The organism is Acinetobacter sp. LUNF3 (assembly GCF_022699605.1).
GTDB lineage: Bacteria > Pseudomonadota > Gammaproteobacteria > Pseudomonadales > Moraxellaceae > Acinetobacter > Acinetobacter johnsonii.
In genome coordinates, this window is the sequence record NZ_CP093968.1 from 1,529,759 (window position 1) to 1,545,432 (window position 15,674).

At 42.1% G+C, this 15,674-nt stretch carries 13 protein-coding genes; 9 read left to right on the forward strand and 4 right to left on the reverse strand.

Annotation, left to right across the window (positions count from 1 at the left end):
- Positions 1–80: 80 nt before the first annotated feature.
- Positions 81–1,598, reverse strand: a complete 1,518-nt coding sequence (locus MN200_RS07520) for an acetyl-CoA C-acetyltransferase (RefSeq protein ID WP_058869713.1) — start codon at positions 1,596–1,598, stop codon at positions 81–83.
- Positions 1,599–1,838: 240 nt separating this feature from the next.
- Here MN200_RS07520 and MN200_RS07525 point away from each other — a divergent pair, with 240 nt between their 5' ends.
- The 5 genes from MN200_RS07525 (at position 1,839) to dnaX (ending at position 8,437) form a co-directional block, all read left to right on the forward strand.
- Positions 1,839–3,230, forward strand: coding sequence for a 3-oxoacyl-ACP reductase (locus tag MN200_RS07525; RefSeq protein ID WP_242760470.1), 1,392 nt, complete (start codon positions 1,839–1,841; stop codon positions 3,228–3,230).
- Between the two features lie 149 nt (positions 3,231–3,379).
- Entirely contained in the window at positions 3,380–4,234 is an 855-nt protein-coding gene (locus MN200_RS07530; protein WP_242760471.1) for a MaoC/PaaZ C-terminal domain-containing protein, read from the forward strand.
- A gap of 74 nt (positions 4,235–4,308) precedes the next feature.
- Positions 4,309–5,553: a serine hydrolase domain-containing protein gene (locus MN200_RS07535; RefSeq protein ID WP_242760513.1), complete on the forward strand. Its 1,245-nt coding sequence runs from the start codon at positions 4,309–4,311 to the stop codon at positions 5,551–5,553.
- A 71-nt stretch (positions 5,554–5,624) separates the two neighbouring features.
- Positions 5,625–6,080, forward strand: a complete 456-nt coding sequence (locus tag MN200_RS07540; protein ID WP_242760472.1) for a copper resistance protein NlpE N-terminal domain-containing protein — start codon at positions 5,625–5,627, stop codon at positions 6,078–6,080.
- Positions 6,081–6,340: 260 nt separating this feature from the next.
- Positions 6,341–8,437, forward strand: a complete 2,097-nt coding sequence (dnaX, locus tag MN200_RS07545; RefSeq protein ID WP_242760473.1) for a DNA polymerase III subunit gamma/tau — start codon at positions 6,341–6,343, stop codon at positions 8,435–8,437.
- Here dnaX and MN200_RS07550 read toward each other — a convergent pair.
- Positions 8,430–8,873, reverse strand: a complete 444-nt coding sequence (locus MN200_RS07550; protein WP_178927967.1) for a thioesterase family protein — start codon at positions 8,871–8,873, stop codon at positions 8,430–8,432. The genes dnaX and MN200_RS07550 overlap by 8 nt on opposite strands.
- A 51-nt stretch (positions 8,874–8,924) precedes the next feature.
- On the reverse strand, positions 8,925–10,085 hold the full coding sequence (locus tag MN200_RS07555; protein WP_242760474.1) for an iron-containing alcohol dehydrogenase: 1,161 nt from the start codon (positions 10,083–10,085) through the stop codon (positions 8,925–8,927).
- Positions 10,086–10,199: 114 nt separating this feature from the next.
- On the opposite strand from MN200_RS07555, the gene MN200_RS07560 reads away from it, so the two are divergent.
- Genes MN200_RS07560 through MN200_RS07575 form a run of 4 tightly spaced genes read left to right on the forward strand, consistent with a single transcriptional unit; the run spans position 10,200 to position 13,908 of the window.
- Complete coding sequence (locus MN200_RS07560; protein ID WP_058869705.1) at positions 10,200–10,709, forward strand: low molecular weight protein-tyrosine-phosphatase; 510 nt, start codon at positions 10,200–10,202, stop codon at positions 10,707–10,709.
- A gap of 13 nt (positions 10,710–10,722) precedes the next feature.
- Positions 10,723–11,760 carry a UDP-N-acetylmuramate dehydrogenase gene (gene murB / locus MN200_RS07565; protein WP_058869704.1) on the forward strand — a complete coding sequence of 346 codons (1,038 nt, stop codon included), beginning with the start codon at positions 10,723–10,725 and terminating at the stop codon, positions 11,758–11,760.
- A gap of 4 nt (positions 11,761–11,764) precedes the next feature.
- Positions 11,765–12,877, forward strand: a complete 1,113-nt coding sequence (locus MN200_RS07570) for a YdcF family protein (protein ID WP_058869703.1) — start codon at positions 11,765–11,767, stop codon at positions 12,875–12,877.
- Positions 12,877–13,908 carry an alpha/beta hydrolase gene (locus MN200_RS07575; protein ID WP_242760475.1) on the forward strand — a complete coding sequence of 344 codons (1,032 nt, stop codon included), beginning with the start codon at positions 12,877–12,879 and terminating at the stop codon, positions 13,906–13,908. The genes MN200_RS07570 and MN200_RS07575 overlap by 1 nt, the downstream gene beginning before the upstream one ends.
- A gap of 57 nt (positions 13,909–13,965) precedes the next feature.
- On the opposite strand, the gene MN200_RS07580 is transcribed toward MN200_RS07575, so the two are convergent.
- On the reverse strand, positions 13,966–15,636 hold the full coding sequence (locus MN200_RS07580) for an FMN-binding glutamate synthase family protein (RefSeq protein WP_242760476.1): 1,671 nt from the start codon (positions 15,634–15,636) through the stop codon (positions 13,966–13,968).
- Between the last annotated feature and the right edge of the window lie 38 nt (positions 15,637–15,674).

Genomic DNA, 15,674 nt, shown 5'->3' on the forward strand with positions numbered 1-15,674 from the left:
TCATTTCAGCTATAAAAAATAAAAAGACCCTTGGAAGTACAATTTCCAAGGGTCTTTTTTTCAAAAGTGAAAACAGTTAATTATTTTTCAATAATTGCCGTTACACCTTGGCCACCAGCAGCACAAATTGAAACCAGTACGCGCCCCGAACCTTTTTGGTTGATCAGCTTCGCAGCAGTGGCAATGATACGGCCACCCGTTGCAGCAAATGGGTGACCTGCTGCAAGTGAAGAACCTTTTACGTTGAGTTTAGTGCGGTCAATTGAACCGAGTGGAGCATCTAAACCTAAACGGTCTTTACAGAATTTTGGATCTTCCCATGCTTTCAACGTTGAAAGAACTTGCGATGCAAATGCTTCATGAATTTCGTAGTAGTCGAAGTCTTGAAGTTTAATGCCAGCGCGCTCAAGCATACGTGGAACTGCATAAGCAGGTGCCATCAATAGGCCTTCTTTTTTCTCAACGAAATCAACAGCAGCCGTTTCTTGGAAGGTTAAGTAAGCAAGTACTGCGTGACCGTTTGCTTTTGCCCATTCTTCGGACGCTAAAAGCACACAAGACGCACCATCCGTAAGTGGTGTCGAGTTACCTGCGGTCATGGTACGCGCATCACCTTTACCAAAAGCTGGTTTGAGCTTAGCAAGTTTTTCAACAGTAGAGTCAGCACGTAAGTTGTTGTCACGCTCTAAACCTAAGAATGGTGTGATTAGGTCATCGAAGAAACCTTCTTCGTAAGCCGCAGCCATTTTTTGGTGTGAAGATGCAGCAAGTTCGTCTTGTGCTTCACGTGCAATACCCCATTCAAGCGCAGTAATCGCTTGGTGATCACCCATAGAAAGACCTGTGCGTGGCTCACCATTTTTTGGCGCATCCATCAAGTCTTTTAGGTTGATTTTAGTTAAAGCTTTTAAACGGTCTTTACCCGTTTTTGCAATGTTGAGTTCAAGCAATGCTTTACGTAAACCATCACCAAACGCAATTGGTGCATCAGAAGTCGTATCTACACCACCAGCCACACCCACTTCAATTTGGCCCAGTGCGATTTTGTTGGCAACTAAGAAAGCTGCTTGTAAGCCAGTACCACATGCTTGTTGAATATCGTAAGCAGGTGTTTCTGGTGCAAGTGCAGTGTTTAGTACACATTCACGGGTCATGTTAAAGTCACGGCTGTGCTTAAGAACAGCACCAGCAACCACCTCACCAAGGCGTTGACCTTGAAGGTTAAAACGTTCAACAAGACCGTTTAGCGCTGCTGTGAACATATCTGTATTCGAAGCGGTGAAATATGCGCCATTTGAGCGAGCGAAAGGAATACGGTTACCACCGATAATAGCCACGCGGCGAACAGTGTTTTGACTCATGGTTTGATCCTGTTGAACAGCAGTTTGAGTTTTTGGTTTTGAAGCATTTGTAGAAGAAGCGGGGCTTTTACTACGAGTTGACGTAGCACGAGTGCGAGTCGGCTTAGTCGTGTTATTTACTGATTGGGTTGTTGTGCCAGTACTTTTAGTTCTACGCGGTGTACTTTTTGATGTATTTGACACAGTTTCTGTAGCAGACTTTTCCACTGCTGGATTTTCTTGAGTTGTTTTGCTCATAAGGCTTTTCCAAGCATGTTAATCTATTCTTAGGGTGTACATTAGCATATTATAAAAAGGGCTGAATTGACTAGAATGACATTGCAACAGGCTTTCAGGTCAAGACATATCATCTATAACTCAAGTATGATTCTAAAGAAACCGATGGAACTATTGAAATATAAGACTCTAGACATCACTTTGAAGTTAAAAGGATATCTTTGAATCCATCAACAATTAATTTGTATGAGAGATAAGAACATGACTGATCAATACCAAACTTTTGCAAAATCTCCGATTGGTAAATTTGTCATTAAAAATTTGGGTTTACCTGCACCAACTTTTTTAGACCGTTTTGAGTCAGCAACGCCTGTGATTAAAGGTGCTGTTTTACTGGGTGCAGCAACAAACAGTTCATTGTCTAGTGCAATTGCGCAAGTGTTGGCAAACGTTCACGCCAATAGCTATGCAGGTAACAATGCACAGTTACAGCAAGCTGCTGCTCAAGTGGGCTTAAACTTAAGCGCATTTAATGCAGGCGACAAAGAGTCTAAATTCAAAGTTGTTATTTTTGATGCATCTGGCATTGAGTCATCAGAGCAACTCAATGAGTTATATAACTTCTTTAACCCTATTGCACGTCAAGTGGCTGCTTCTGGTCGTGTGATTGTGGTAGGTACGACACCTGAAACTGCGGGTAGCGTGAAAAAAGCGATTGCACAACGCGCGCTTGAAGGCTTCGTGAAGTCAGTCGGTAAAGAATTTAAAAAGGGGATTGCAGCACATTTGATTTATGTGAATGCAGGTGCAGAAGCAAATCTTGAGTCCACTTTACGTTTTGCAGCATCTCCACGTTCTGCTTATGTCTCTGGTCAAGTGATTCGCGTATCTAAAGCTGATGTTGTAGATGTGGACTGGGCGAAACCACTGGCAGGAAAAACGGCTGTAGTAACAGGTGCGAGCCGTGGTATTGGTGAAGCGATTGCACATGTCTTGGCACGTGATGGCGCGCATGTGATTTGTTTAGACGTACCACAGCAACAAGCAGATCTTGACCGTGTTGCAGGTGAGATCGGTGGTTCAACACTAGCAATTGATATCACAGCAAACGATGCTGGTGAGAAAATCAAAGCTGCGGCAGCTGCTCAAGGTGGTTTAGACATCATCGTGCATAACGCAGGTATTACTCGTGACAAAACTTTGGCAAATATGAAGCCTGAACTTTGGGATTTGGTGATTAACATTAACTTGTCTGCGATTGAACGTGTAAATGATTATTTACTTACGAATGACGGTTTAAATGCCAATGGTCGTATTGTATGTGTATCATCAATTTCAGGTATTGCAGGTAACTTAGGTCAAACCAACTATGCTGTGTCGAAAGCAGGTGTCATTGGTGTGGTTAAATTTACTGCTCCAACGTTGACGAATGGCATTACCATCAATGCGGTTGCGCCAGGTTTTATTGAAACCCAAATGACTGCTGCGATTCCATTTGCAATCCGCGAAGCGGGTCGCCGTATGAACTCGATGAGCCAAGGTGGTTTACCTGTAGATGTTGCTGAAACCATTGCTTTATTTGCAGCGACAGCATCGACTGGTTTAAACGGTAATGTGGTACGCGTTTGTGGTCAAAGCTTATTGGGTGCTTAATTTAAAAGCTTGAATTTATCTCTCCTTTAGAGGGGGAGATAAATTCTTTATATTATAAATGGGATGGCATTTTCCCTCATCCCAACCTTCTCCCTGAGGGAGAAGGCGCTTTCAAAAATATTGAAATAAAAACTTCTCAAAGGTTCAGTATGAAGACTCGCCATTTTAGTCAACTTCCAAAACCATATATGGCTTATCCGAAAGTCATTCAAGGTTTGATCTTTAAAAAACCTAAAGGTGAAAAAGTCTTACCGCAGGTTGAGTATGTGGTGGATTCTTTTAACGTCGATCAAAAGCATTTGAAAGCCTATAACGAAGTATGTGGCTTTAAAAATAATGGTTATATTCCTGCGATTTATTTGGCCGTATTATCGCAAAGCCTACAAATGCACATGATGGGGCAAGAGCCGTTTCCATTTCCTGTGCTAGGTTTGGTACATATTCGCAATCAAGTCAAACAAATGCGTAAAGTTGGTGTCAATGAAACCCTCACTTTATCATGTAAATATGGCGCGCTTGAGCCACATGATAAAGGTGTTCAGTTCGATTTTATTACCACGGTGAAAGTTGGCAATGAAGTGGTGGTTGAAGCATTGACCACGTATTTAGCACGTCAAAAGACTGATGGTAAAACAGCACCAAAATTAGTTGAAGCAACGACTCCAGATTATCAGCCGAATGCAGTCTGGGAAGTCTCTGAAAACACAGGTCGTCGTTATGCAATGACCTCGGGCGACTTCAACCTCATCCACATTCATGCGGTGACAGCAAAAGCTTTTGGTTTCAAACAGGCCATTGCGCACGGCATGTGGAGTAAAGCGCGAGCATTGGCTTCGATCACATTGCCTGATGCTTATGAAGCGGATGTTTGGTTTAAACTGCCGATGTATTTGCCGTCAACAGTCGATTTTATGACCGCGACAGAAGGTATAAATACCGCTTTCTTAATTCGAAATAGTAAGAATCAAAAACCGCATGTGACGGGACAGGTGAAAGCACTATAATTTTAAAAAGCCCAGTTTAGATTACACTGGGCTTTTTTATGTCCGCTTAAAAATACAAGGATGTGTAAATGAAAATTTTAAAACAATATTTACAAGCGAATCCGAACCATTACCAAGGCTATGTTGACCCACGTTTTCAAAGTGTTGCCCATCTGTTTAGCCGTTTACAGGATGCTCGTTCAGCATATGGCGGTGCAGCCTGTGTTTTATATTTTCAGGGTGAAAAAGTTGTCGATATCTATACGGGTTTGGCAGCGGTAGATTCTCCTTGGCAGGCCAATACTATGTCGGTGTGTTATTCGACGGGCAAAGGCGTGCTCGCAACCTTGGCACATATTTTAGTCAGTCAGGGTGTACTGAGCTACGACCAACCGATTGCGGATTATTGGCCTGAATTTGCCCAAAATGGCAAAGGGAAGATGACGCTAAGACACGTGCTGAGTCATCAAAGTGGATTATTTGATATTCGTAATAACATCGCCGATGCGACAGAAATGTTGGACTGGACGCATATGTTAGACGTATTTGAAAGGGCGCAACCACGCTTTGCAATTGGTGAAGATGCTGCCTATCAACCTTTGTCATTTGGTTGGCTGGTCGGTGGTGCTTTAGAAAAAGCAACGGGGAAACCTTTAACTAAACTCTTCCAAACCTATTTAGTTGAGCCACTTGAGCTAGATGGGGCTTACTTTGGTGCACCCAGTGCTGAATTAAAACGTATCGCACGACCCATTGTCCGTCCTGTATCTATCCAACTAAATCAAAAAAGTCCAACGAAAGTGCGTAAAGTTTCATTGCTTGATAAAGCGATGCAGTGGTCAGGGCAAGATCCACAAGACTTTCAAGATGGCATGATTCCCAAAGGTATGAAAAAGGTCAGCTTTTATCAGGATGATGCGATTCAGGCGATCATTCCCGCAGCAAATGGTGTATTTACAGCCAATAGTTTAGCCAAAGTGTATGCGATGCTATCTCAAAAAGGAATTTGGAAAGGTCAGCAGTTGATTCGTCCTGATGTGTTTTCTGAGTTGAGTCGAGTGCAATATACCGATCGAGATCGGGTGATGCCGATACCTATGCATTGGCGCTTGGGTTATCACCGTATATTAACCTTAGGAAAAACTGCAGAGCAGGGTTTTGGTCATATGGGCTTTAATGGTTCAGGGGCTTGGGGCGATGGTGAGCGAGGCTTGAGTTTTGCTTATACACATAACTTTGCTACAGGTTCTTTGACTGGGGATTATCGACTTTGGGCTTTGAGCCAAGAAAGTTTACGCTGCGCAGATGCGGTTTTAAAAGGCAAAAAAGGCTGGTTTTGACGGGGCTGAGATTTAGTCATCGTCTAAAATATGTTATGTTCGTCGCGGTTTAGGTTTTGAATATTTGTGACATGAAGGCTCCCATTCTTATCCCGCTGGTTGCTACAGGATTACTCTTAGGTTGTTCCGAGGCGAATCAAACGCAACATGATCAGTCTAAACTCCAAGTGGCAGAACAAAAGCAGATTATTCCTGCGTGGGTTGGGAGTTATCAGGGGACAACGCCGTGTATGGGGTGTTTGTCCCGTTGTGAAGACTGTCCGGGTATGGCAGTTGCACTTGAGCTGCATGAAAACATGACCTACACCCTAAAACGAGAAAGTTTGAGTGGCCATAATGAAATCGAAACTTTGACTGGACCACTTCGTTTTAATGCTCAAGATCAGCAAAAGGTAGAGTTGGTGAATGTGACAACGCGAAACTTACTTTATGTCGATTTAGAAGATCGTGTTCTAGAAATACGTGAAGATGTGACTGGAAAAAAATACCAAATGCAGAGTGATTTTGTTTTGGTGAAACCAGCTTAATTTTCTAAATATCTGTATTTTAGAAATTCATTTTAATATTTACATCTTTTTGCTTTTCCAAAGCTCTCACTTTATTTCAAATCCATAATCTAAATACATAAATAGCTTGAGATAGGGAGTGGGATAAAAATGGAGCTAATGGTTTTTGAATTATTGATCTAAATCAGCTTTATAGCTTAGAAATGCGAGAAGGGGGTGAAGTAATTCATTCACTCTTTGACAAAAAAACAGTATGCTTAGGCCTATAAAAAGGAGCATACATGTATCAAGTACTTGCACGGAAATATCGTCCTCGTAATTTTAATGAGCTAGTGGGTCAAAACCACGTCTCTCGAGCGCTAACCAGTGCTTTGGAGCGCGGACGTTTGCACCATGCTTATTTATTTACAGGAACGCGTGGGGTCGGAAAAACCACCATTGCCCGTATTTTGGCGAAGTGCTTGAACTGTGAAACAGGTGTGACTTCGACGCCGTGCGAAGTTTGCCCAACCTGTACCGCCGTGAATGAAGGTCGTTTTATTGACTTGATTGAAATCGATGCGGCATCACGGACTAAAGTTGAAGATACGCGAGAACTTTTAGACAATGTTCCTTATGCGCCGACACAAGGTCGTTTTAAGGTCTATTTAATCGATGAAGTACATATGCTGTCTACGCATTCTTTTAATGCTTTACTCAAAACATTGGAAGAACCACCTGAACATGTGAAATTCCTTTTTGCAACGACAGATCCGCAAAAGCTCCCAATTACTGTGATTTCGCGTTGTTTGCAATTTACACTACGCCCGTTGGCTGTAGATGAAATTACCGAGCATCTGGGGAATATTTTAAATAAAGAAAGCATCCAAGCCGAACAAGATGCAATTTGGCAAATTGCAGAGTCTGCCCAAGGCTCATTACGTGATGCGCTTTCTTTGACAGATCAGGCAATTGCTTACGGTCAGGGCGCTATCCAGCACCAAGATGTCAAAGAAATGTTGGGTTTAATCGACCGTACTATTATTTATGATCTGATCCTTGCGATACATCAAAACCAAAAACAACGGGTGAGTGAGTTGCTGATGCAATTCCGTCAGCAAGCACTGGATGTATCTTTAGTTTTGGATCAGTTGATTTCGACTTTACATGAATTGGCATTACTACAATATTTGCCAGAACTTAGCCTCAAATATAGTGCTGAAATTAATAAAAAAATCATGCAATTGTCTCAGCAAATTGCTGCGCAAGACTTGCAACTTTATTACCAAATTGCATGTAAAGGGCGTGCTGAATTACAGCTAGCAGTCACCCAAGAGCAAGGCTTTGAAATGTCAGTGCTGCGCATGTTGGCGTTCCGTCCATTACAACCAAATGAAGTGTTGGTGGCTCATGCCAATAGTGCTGTAGTTGAATCTGTACAACAAACGGCAATACCGAGTACTGCTCCAGAAACGGCTTTGCAGCAAGATGCTCAAACTGTAGATGTTGAAGTAGAATTTGAAGATGCTACGATAAATCAGGACGTAGAGCCTGAGTTTAAGCCTGGACTTGATGATGTCGATGTTTCAGAAAGCGCCGAAGATAATAAACCACCAGTGGACTCATCTCAGCAATCTGATCAAATCGTTTTTGATCCTTCAAGCGATGAAGTGTTGTTCGATTTGGATGAAGCAGACGAATTTAATGCGCAAACTCATGACGATGAGCCAAATAGTGATGATTTCTTATTTGATGAAATTGTACCGTTAGACATAGAAACTCAAAATGACGCATCCGTTGAACCTGCCGCAGTAATAGCTGAACCTGCTGTGCAAACGGAGTCGTTTGATTTAGCAAGTGGAGTGCTTTCTGCTGATAGCGTACAGAACACCCAAGTTGTAGAAAATGAAAGCCTACAAACTGTTGCTGCTATTGTAGAGCCTGTTCAATCTGAACCGGTTTCATCTGCACCAACCGATTTAATGCCGAAAGATATTTTGCAACTACAACCGCAGCAGTTAGTCGGTGAGTGGACTGTGGAGAAGTGGGAATATTGGTTCAGAAGTAGTGGCTTATCGCCTGCGGTACAAGAGTTGGCTCAACAAGGTTTAATGGCTGGGCAAATTAATGCCGAGTCTGTGTTTATGATTCCACAGCGTTATGAGCAACTCCTCACCCAATTACGTCATATTTTAGAAGATGCACTCAAGGCTGAATGGCCGCAGACGCGTTTTGATGTGAAATATGCAGAAGTTGAAACGATTACGCCGTACACCATGCAGGCACAGCGCAAGCAAAAAGCATTTCAACGTGCGCATGAATTACTACAAAATGAAGACACGGTCAAAGGTCTTGTACAAACTTTTGATGGTGAATTGCAGAATATCCAACTTAAGTAATGCCATGGCTTAAGTAGTGGCGCAAAGCACTCCGCATTTCAGATGGAATCGGGGTGCTTTTGCGTGTTTCACGGTCTACAAAGACATGAACAAAATGTCCTTGAGCTGAAGCAGTTTCTTGACCAAATTTGAAAATGGCAAGTTCGTAAGTGAGTGAAGAGTTTCCTATTCTAGAAATAGTCACACCAATATCAATAATCTCAGGATAAGACAACTCATGTAAGAAACTGCATGCTGAGTCGACCACTAAACCAATAATAGGGGATTGGTGAATATCAAAATTTGCTTTTTCAATCAGTAAGGCATTTGCGGCAGTATCAAAATAACTATAGTAGGTGACGTTGTTGACATGGCCATAGAGGTCATTGTCTGACCAACGTGTTTGAATCGGTAGAAAATAATGAAATTGGTCACGTGTCTTTGCAGCTTGTCTCATCGATATCATCCTTAAAATCGTCTTATAAATAGCCTAAGCTAATTATATGGCTTAGCTGTAAATGGCTTGATAAATTTCCCGTGCCTGTTGCCACTCTAGTTCTCTTGGGTTGTTTTGTAGTAGGCGTGTTTGTAACATGGCATCGGTTGCAAGCTGATCTAGACTGTGTTCAGAAACATTCAATGCCTTGAGTTTTAAGGTTAAACCACTGCGGTCTAAATGGTTTTGCATATGATCGACGAAAAGATCAGAAAGACCATCGGTACAGCCTGTACTTTTTGGATCGAGCCAGCAGATCAGTTCTGCATAATGTTGCTTAGCTAGCGGCAGATTAAACTTTAAAACCTCTGTCAGCACCAAGGCATTACTGTGTCCATGAGAAATGTGAAAATGCCCACCTAATGGATAAGCAAGCGCATGAACAGCACCTACAGGGGCATTGGCAAAGGCTTGTCCTGCCAACATCGAACCAACCAACATATTTTGTCGAGCTTCTAAATTTCGACCATCTTCTAGCACCAAACTGAGGTTTTGATTCAGCAGTTTTAAAGCCTGTTTCGCCAACATGTCGGCATAGGGGTTTTTCTTGATTTTAGAGGTATAGGCTTCAATCGCATGTACCATCGCATCAATGCCTGTAGCAGCACTAATATGACGCGGCAGATTTTCAGTAAATGTCGCATCTAAAATCGCCACATCGGCAAAAAGAACGGGTGCTACGATTCCAGTCTTTGTCGTTTCACCTGTGGTGACGATCGAAATTGGTGTGACCTCAGAGCCTGTCCCTGCAGTGGTAGGGACTAAAATTAAGGGTAGACGAGGTGCTTGGGCATTATTTACCCCATAAAGATCGGCTAACTGTTGCTGCTGTGCAGGATGGCTGAGGATGGCAATAATTTTTGCAACATCCATAGAGCTGCCACCACCAAAGCCTAAAACGATATCTACTTTTTGCTGTTTGGCATAATCAACCGCATTTAAAACAATTTGCTCACTCGGATCTGCTTCAACCTCACTGTAAATACTATAAGTGAGCGAGATATCTTCTAAAATTTCTAAGATGGGAAGGTGAAGCTGATGCTTTAACATGCCTGCATCTGTAACCAATAACAGATGCTGATAAGGACGTGCTGTTAAAATGTCTCTGAGTTGCTGAATGCTGCCTAAGCCAGAAATAATATTCGGCACAGTTTGAAATTGAAATTGGTTCATAACAGCATCCTTTTTTATATCTTATCCAACAATATTGTTTTGTACTTCTATAGGATTCATCCTCTAAATAACTTAACATAAGACACTTGAAAATAAAGCTGTTTCGAGGTGGTTATGTCATTCACAGCGCCCTATAAGGTGTTATGTGTCTGTTTAGGAAATATTTGTCGTTCTCCCACGGCAGAAGTGGTTCTCAGACATTTTTGTGATGCACATCAGCTCAATATCGAAATCGATTCGGCGGGAACCAGTAATTACCATCCCAACAAAGCACCTGACTTGCGTAGTCAAGAACATGCTTTAAAACGGGGCTATGATTTATCCAGCTTACGTGCACGACAGTTACAGACCCGTGACTTTGTCCATTTCGATTTAATTTTGGCGATGGATCATCGTAATTTTGATGATATTCAAGCGTTGTATCAAACTGCGCAAACTGAATTTGGTGCTCAATCTCTCCGCGCTAAAGTTGCACTCATGTCTGAGCATGACGCACAGTATCCGCAGCAAGCATTACCTGATCCTTACTATGGTGACTTTGATGGTTTTGAACGTGTTCTTGACCAATGTGAGTCGAGCAGCCAAGCGTGGGTCAGTATTTTTAAACAACAATTTGAACAGTAATTAAGGTTCGTGCATGCAAATCGAAACACAAAAACAGCTTAAACCTTTTAATACGTTAAGCTTAAATGCGATAGCCTCTCATTATGTTCAAATTCACAGTCCAGATGAGCTTGTAGACGCATTGGATTATGCACAGCAACACGCTTTGAATGTCATGATTCTATCTGGTGGAAGTAATATGCTGCTTCCCGCACAAATTAATGCTTTGGTTGTGCATATGAACATTCTAGGCGTAGAAAACCTGTCTGAAGATGAAACTACCACAACTATACGGGTTGGTGCGGGTCAAGTTTGGCATGACTTTGTGCTTTGGACGACAGAACACCATCTATTTGGCTTACAAAATTTGGCATTGATTCCAGGCCTCGTGGGTGCATCTCCTGTACAAAATATTGGGGCTTATGGTGTAGAGGTCGGTGAGTTCATCGAAAGCGTGCAAGTCTATGACCGACAGTTGAAAACATTTAGCGATATTCAAGCTAAAGACTGTGCATTTAGTTATCGTCATAGTATTTTTAAAGATGATCCAAATCGCTATGTGATTACGCATGTGACCTTCAAGTTGTTGAAAAAAGAAGATTTGAAAATTAGCTATGGTGACTTAAAACAAGCCGTAGGTGATGAGCTAACAGCTTTTAATTTACAACAACAAGTGATTCAGATTCGTCAAAGTAAACTGCCTGATCCGAAAGAATTTCCAAATGTAGGTAGTTTTTTTAAAAATCCAATTATTAGTCAGCAAACTTATGACCTTTTAGCCGAACAATTTGAAAAATTGCCACATTATCCGCAGCCGAATGGTGATGTTAAAATTGCAGCAGGTTGGTTGATTGATCAATCAGGCTGGAAAGGTAAGCAGCTTGGTGTGGTCGGGATGTTTGCCAAACAAGCCTTGGTTTTAGTGAATTATGCCAATGCAGATTTGAACGATGTACAGAGCACATATCGTGCAGTACAGCAGGATGTGTATAATAAATTTAAAGTTCTGTTGGAACCTGAGCCTGTGCTATTTAATTCAGCGGGTCTCATCCAATCTCATCAGGATCGTTAAAAGTATGAGTAAAACCCATAAAATGGTACGTTTAATGCAAATCACTTCGGTGCTGTTTGCATTTTTCGGCTGTTTAATGATTTTTATTTATACGCCTTTTTATTCTAAGCTGATTGTGGCGACATTGAATGCCTTTGTTCCTGTAGACGTCAATGAAGTCGCAGCACAAAGTCAAAAAATGGCAGCACTCAGTGAGCAAGAAAGCTTAGAACCGGGTTCTGATTTGTGGATTGCCCGTCAAGCGTACTTACAGTTGATGGAAGAGCAAATCAAAGAACATAATTCGCAAAACCTAACCACGATTCAGGCACGTTATAAAGCACTACAACAGTTAATTATTTCTGAACAGCGTGAAGAGCAAGAAAAAGAGCAAAAGCCTCAAATTCCTTTGGTGATTGAGACAGCAAGTTCTGAGGTTGACCCGACTGAAAATGTCAAAGAACTGCTAGAGCTGAATAGCAAAGAAAATAAAGCCTTGATGGAAAATTATCTCGACTTTTTAAAAACGCATAAAGTAGAGACTGTAGAGGAAGAGCCGATAGATGAACAAATCTATCAGGACATCGCACAAATACATGCACAAAATGAAGAGAGAAAAGCGGCATTAAACATGCCGAATGCCATAGTCGTTTTGGGTGGTGGATTAACTTTAGATAAAAACCGTAAAGATATTGTGGTGAATGAATATACGCGACTACGTCTTGAAACCACATTGCAGGTCGAAAAACAGTTCAAGCTGCCCATTGTGCTTAGCGGTGTCGAAGCCCCGTATATGCAAAAATGGTTAAAGGCACGTGGAGTCGATGCGAAACTATTGGAAGATCGTAGTATGAATACCTGCGAAAACTCGCGCTTTAGCTCTTTGCTGTTGCAGAAAAAAGGTGGTGCGCCTAGAGTGATTTTAATTACGGATCAATATCATATGCCACGTACACGCCGTTTATTTGCTTTAAATGGTATCGAAACACAGCCGATTGAGGCGCCTATGCCGACTCAATTAACCCAATGGCGTCCAAGTGAACAAAATTATGATCATAGTCGCCGTGCCAATTATGAAATGCTCGCAACGATACGCGATGTACTGTTGGGTTCGAGTGACTGTCGGGAGATTCCATAATGCCTGAACTTCCTTTTTTAAATCCGTCGGTACTCACACAGCTTGAACTTCCTGTCCCTAGCCGTGAGACAACACCACAGCTTTTAATGCCTTTGAATCTAAACCAGCCGTATGAAGCATCGGTGGAGATGGTGTCTTATCGTCGTTTATATGGTTTAGATGCGTTGGACTGTGATCACTGGCAAGGTTATGTTCAAATGTCATTATTTAAGTTGCATGTCCAAGTTTTTGCACCAAAAATTGAAAAAATCAAAGGTTCAGTCTGTCTGTTGCATGGTTATTTAGAGCATAGCGGAATTTATCAACCCATTATTAAAGAGTTGCTTGAACAAGGCTTTAGTGTACTGACCTATGATCTTCCGGGGCATGGACTCAGTGATGGATCACCTGCGAATATCCAAAATTTTGATCATTATCAAGATGTGTTACATGCTGTGGTGCGCTATGTCAAACATGCTGAGCAGTTGCCACAACCATGGCTAGGCATAGGGCAGAGCACGGGTGGTGCAATTTTGATGCATCATTTGCTTGAGTTTGCCGAACGCCGTGAAAACCCTTATGTACAACGTGTCTTGTTGTTGTCGCCACTTATTCGACCTGCTAAATCCGCTTGGTGGCATAACTCGGTTGGATTAGGCATTATTCGTCGAATTAAACGTCAAGTGCCGCGTCATTTTAGGCGGAATAACCATAACCCTGAGTTCTTACGTTTTGTCCGTTTAAAAGATCCGCTACAACCTCGTATGATGGGTATGGATTGGATTTTGGCTATGTCCAAATGGATGTTGGAAATGGAGCAGCGCCCAGCCTGTCGCATTCCAGTTTGGTTAGCTCAAGGTGCACTGGATCAGACGGTAGACTGGCGTTATAACATTGAGTTTATTCGTGAAAAGTTCCGCTTACAAACTTTATTGATGTTGGAAGAGGGTTCGCATCAATTGATCAATGAGCGTTCGGATATTCGTGCGGCATTAACAGGTCTAATTCCAGCCTTTTTACATGCGCAAGGTTCATCGAGTGGATATTACTAACATTCTGTGAGTCTCTTATCGAAAATAAAAAGGAGGCTGATACAACCTCCTTTTTATTTAGAAATGTTCTAATTTGGACATATTCCACATACGGAAATAGAAGTTCTCTTCATCTTTATTTTCACAAGACAGCAGCTCACCATCTTTTAACCAAAAATGTAGCTGCGCATAGTTTCGAATTTCTCGGTCATTAATACGCTGCGCTAAATGGCGTGCTTTAATTTCTGAAGGATGTTTTAAGCCTGCTGAAGCAATCATTTCCGAAAGTGCTTTTAATGTGTTGTCATGAAAATGCAACACGCGTTCGGCTTTGGTGGGCACATGTATTGCTTTTTGACGCTCTTTGTCTTGTGTCGCAACACCGACAGGGCACTGGTTGGTATGACAACTTTGCGCTTGAATGCAGCCCACCGCGAACATAAACCCTCGTGCAGAATTGACCCAATCTGCCCCAATTGCCATGGTACTGGCAATATCAAAGGCACTGACCAATTTACCACTGGCACCAATTTTGATCTGATCACGTAAACCTGCACCGACCAGTGTATTGTGTACAAAAAGTAAGCCTTCACGTAGTGGTACGCCCATATTGTCTATCAGCTCGATAGGCGCTGCACCAGTCCCGCCTTCGGAGCCATCTACCACAATAAAATCAGGAATAATTTGGGTATGTAGCATGGCTTTGACAATGCTCATAAACTGCCAAGGCTGGCCAATACACAGCTTGAAACCAACAGGTTTGCCTTCAGATAACTCACGCAGTTTTTGAATAAAATGCATCATCTGAATTGGCGTTTTGAAGGCAGAGTGACTTGAGGGGGAAACACAGTCATGATCACGACTGACACCTCGTATTTCGGCAATCTCTTCAGAAATTTTATCTTTCGGTAGGATCCCGCCATGACCGGGTTTTGCTCCCTGCGAGAGCTTGATTTCGATCATTTTGACTTGAGGTCGTTTGGCTTGAACGGCAAATTTTTCAGGGTCAAATTGACCATCGAGGGTACGGCAGCCAAAGTAGCCACTGCCTAACTCCCAAACAATATCGCCTCCATACTCAAGATGGTACGGACTTAAACTACCTTCGCCAGTATCATGGTAAAAACCACCCATTTGGGCTCCTTTGTTTAAAGCGCGAATGGCATTGGCACTCAGACTACCAAAACTCATGGCTGAAATATTGAAAATAGAAGCACTATACGGTTGTGAACATTGCGAACTGCCCACCAAAATACGGAAGGTTTTAGGGTCAGCAGGTGTGCATGGGCTGAGTGAATGAGTCATGAAGCGGTAGTTGTCTGCATAGACATCGATAATGGAGCCAAAGGGTTTATCTGCATTTTGGTTTTTTGCACGTTGATAGACCAAACTACGTTGCATACGTGAAAAAGGCAGTGCGTCTTGATCGGCCTCAATAAAATACTGGCGAATTTCAGGGCGGAAATCTTCAAAAATAAAACGAAAATGCCCCATGATCGGGTAGTTCTTTAAGATCGAATGTTTATTTTGTAAAATATCATGCAAGCCAACAAGACTCAGTAAACCTGTGATCAGCCAAATACTGTTCAGTAAAGTGTCTGAAATAAAATAATTAATATAGATAGGGGTGCGGCTATAATGAAAAAAAGAAATGCTCAAAAAAATAAAAATACACAGTAGCCAAATGGAGTGCCGTGAAAAAAAAGTATTGAGTAATTTATGACGTATGGATTGAGCAGGGCTAGACATATGGCTGGGCATCCTTCCAGATTGTTTAGACCTAATGT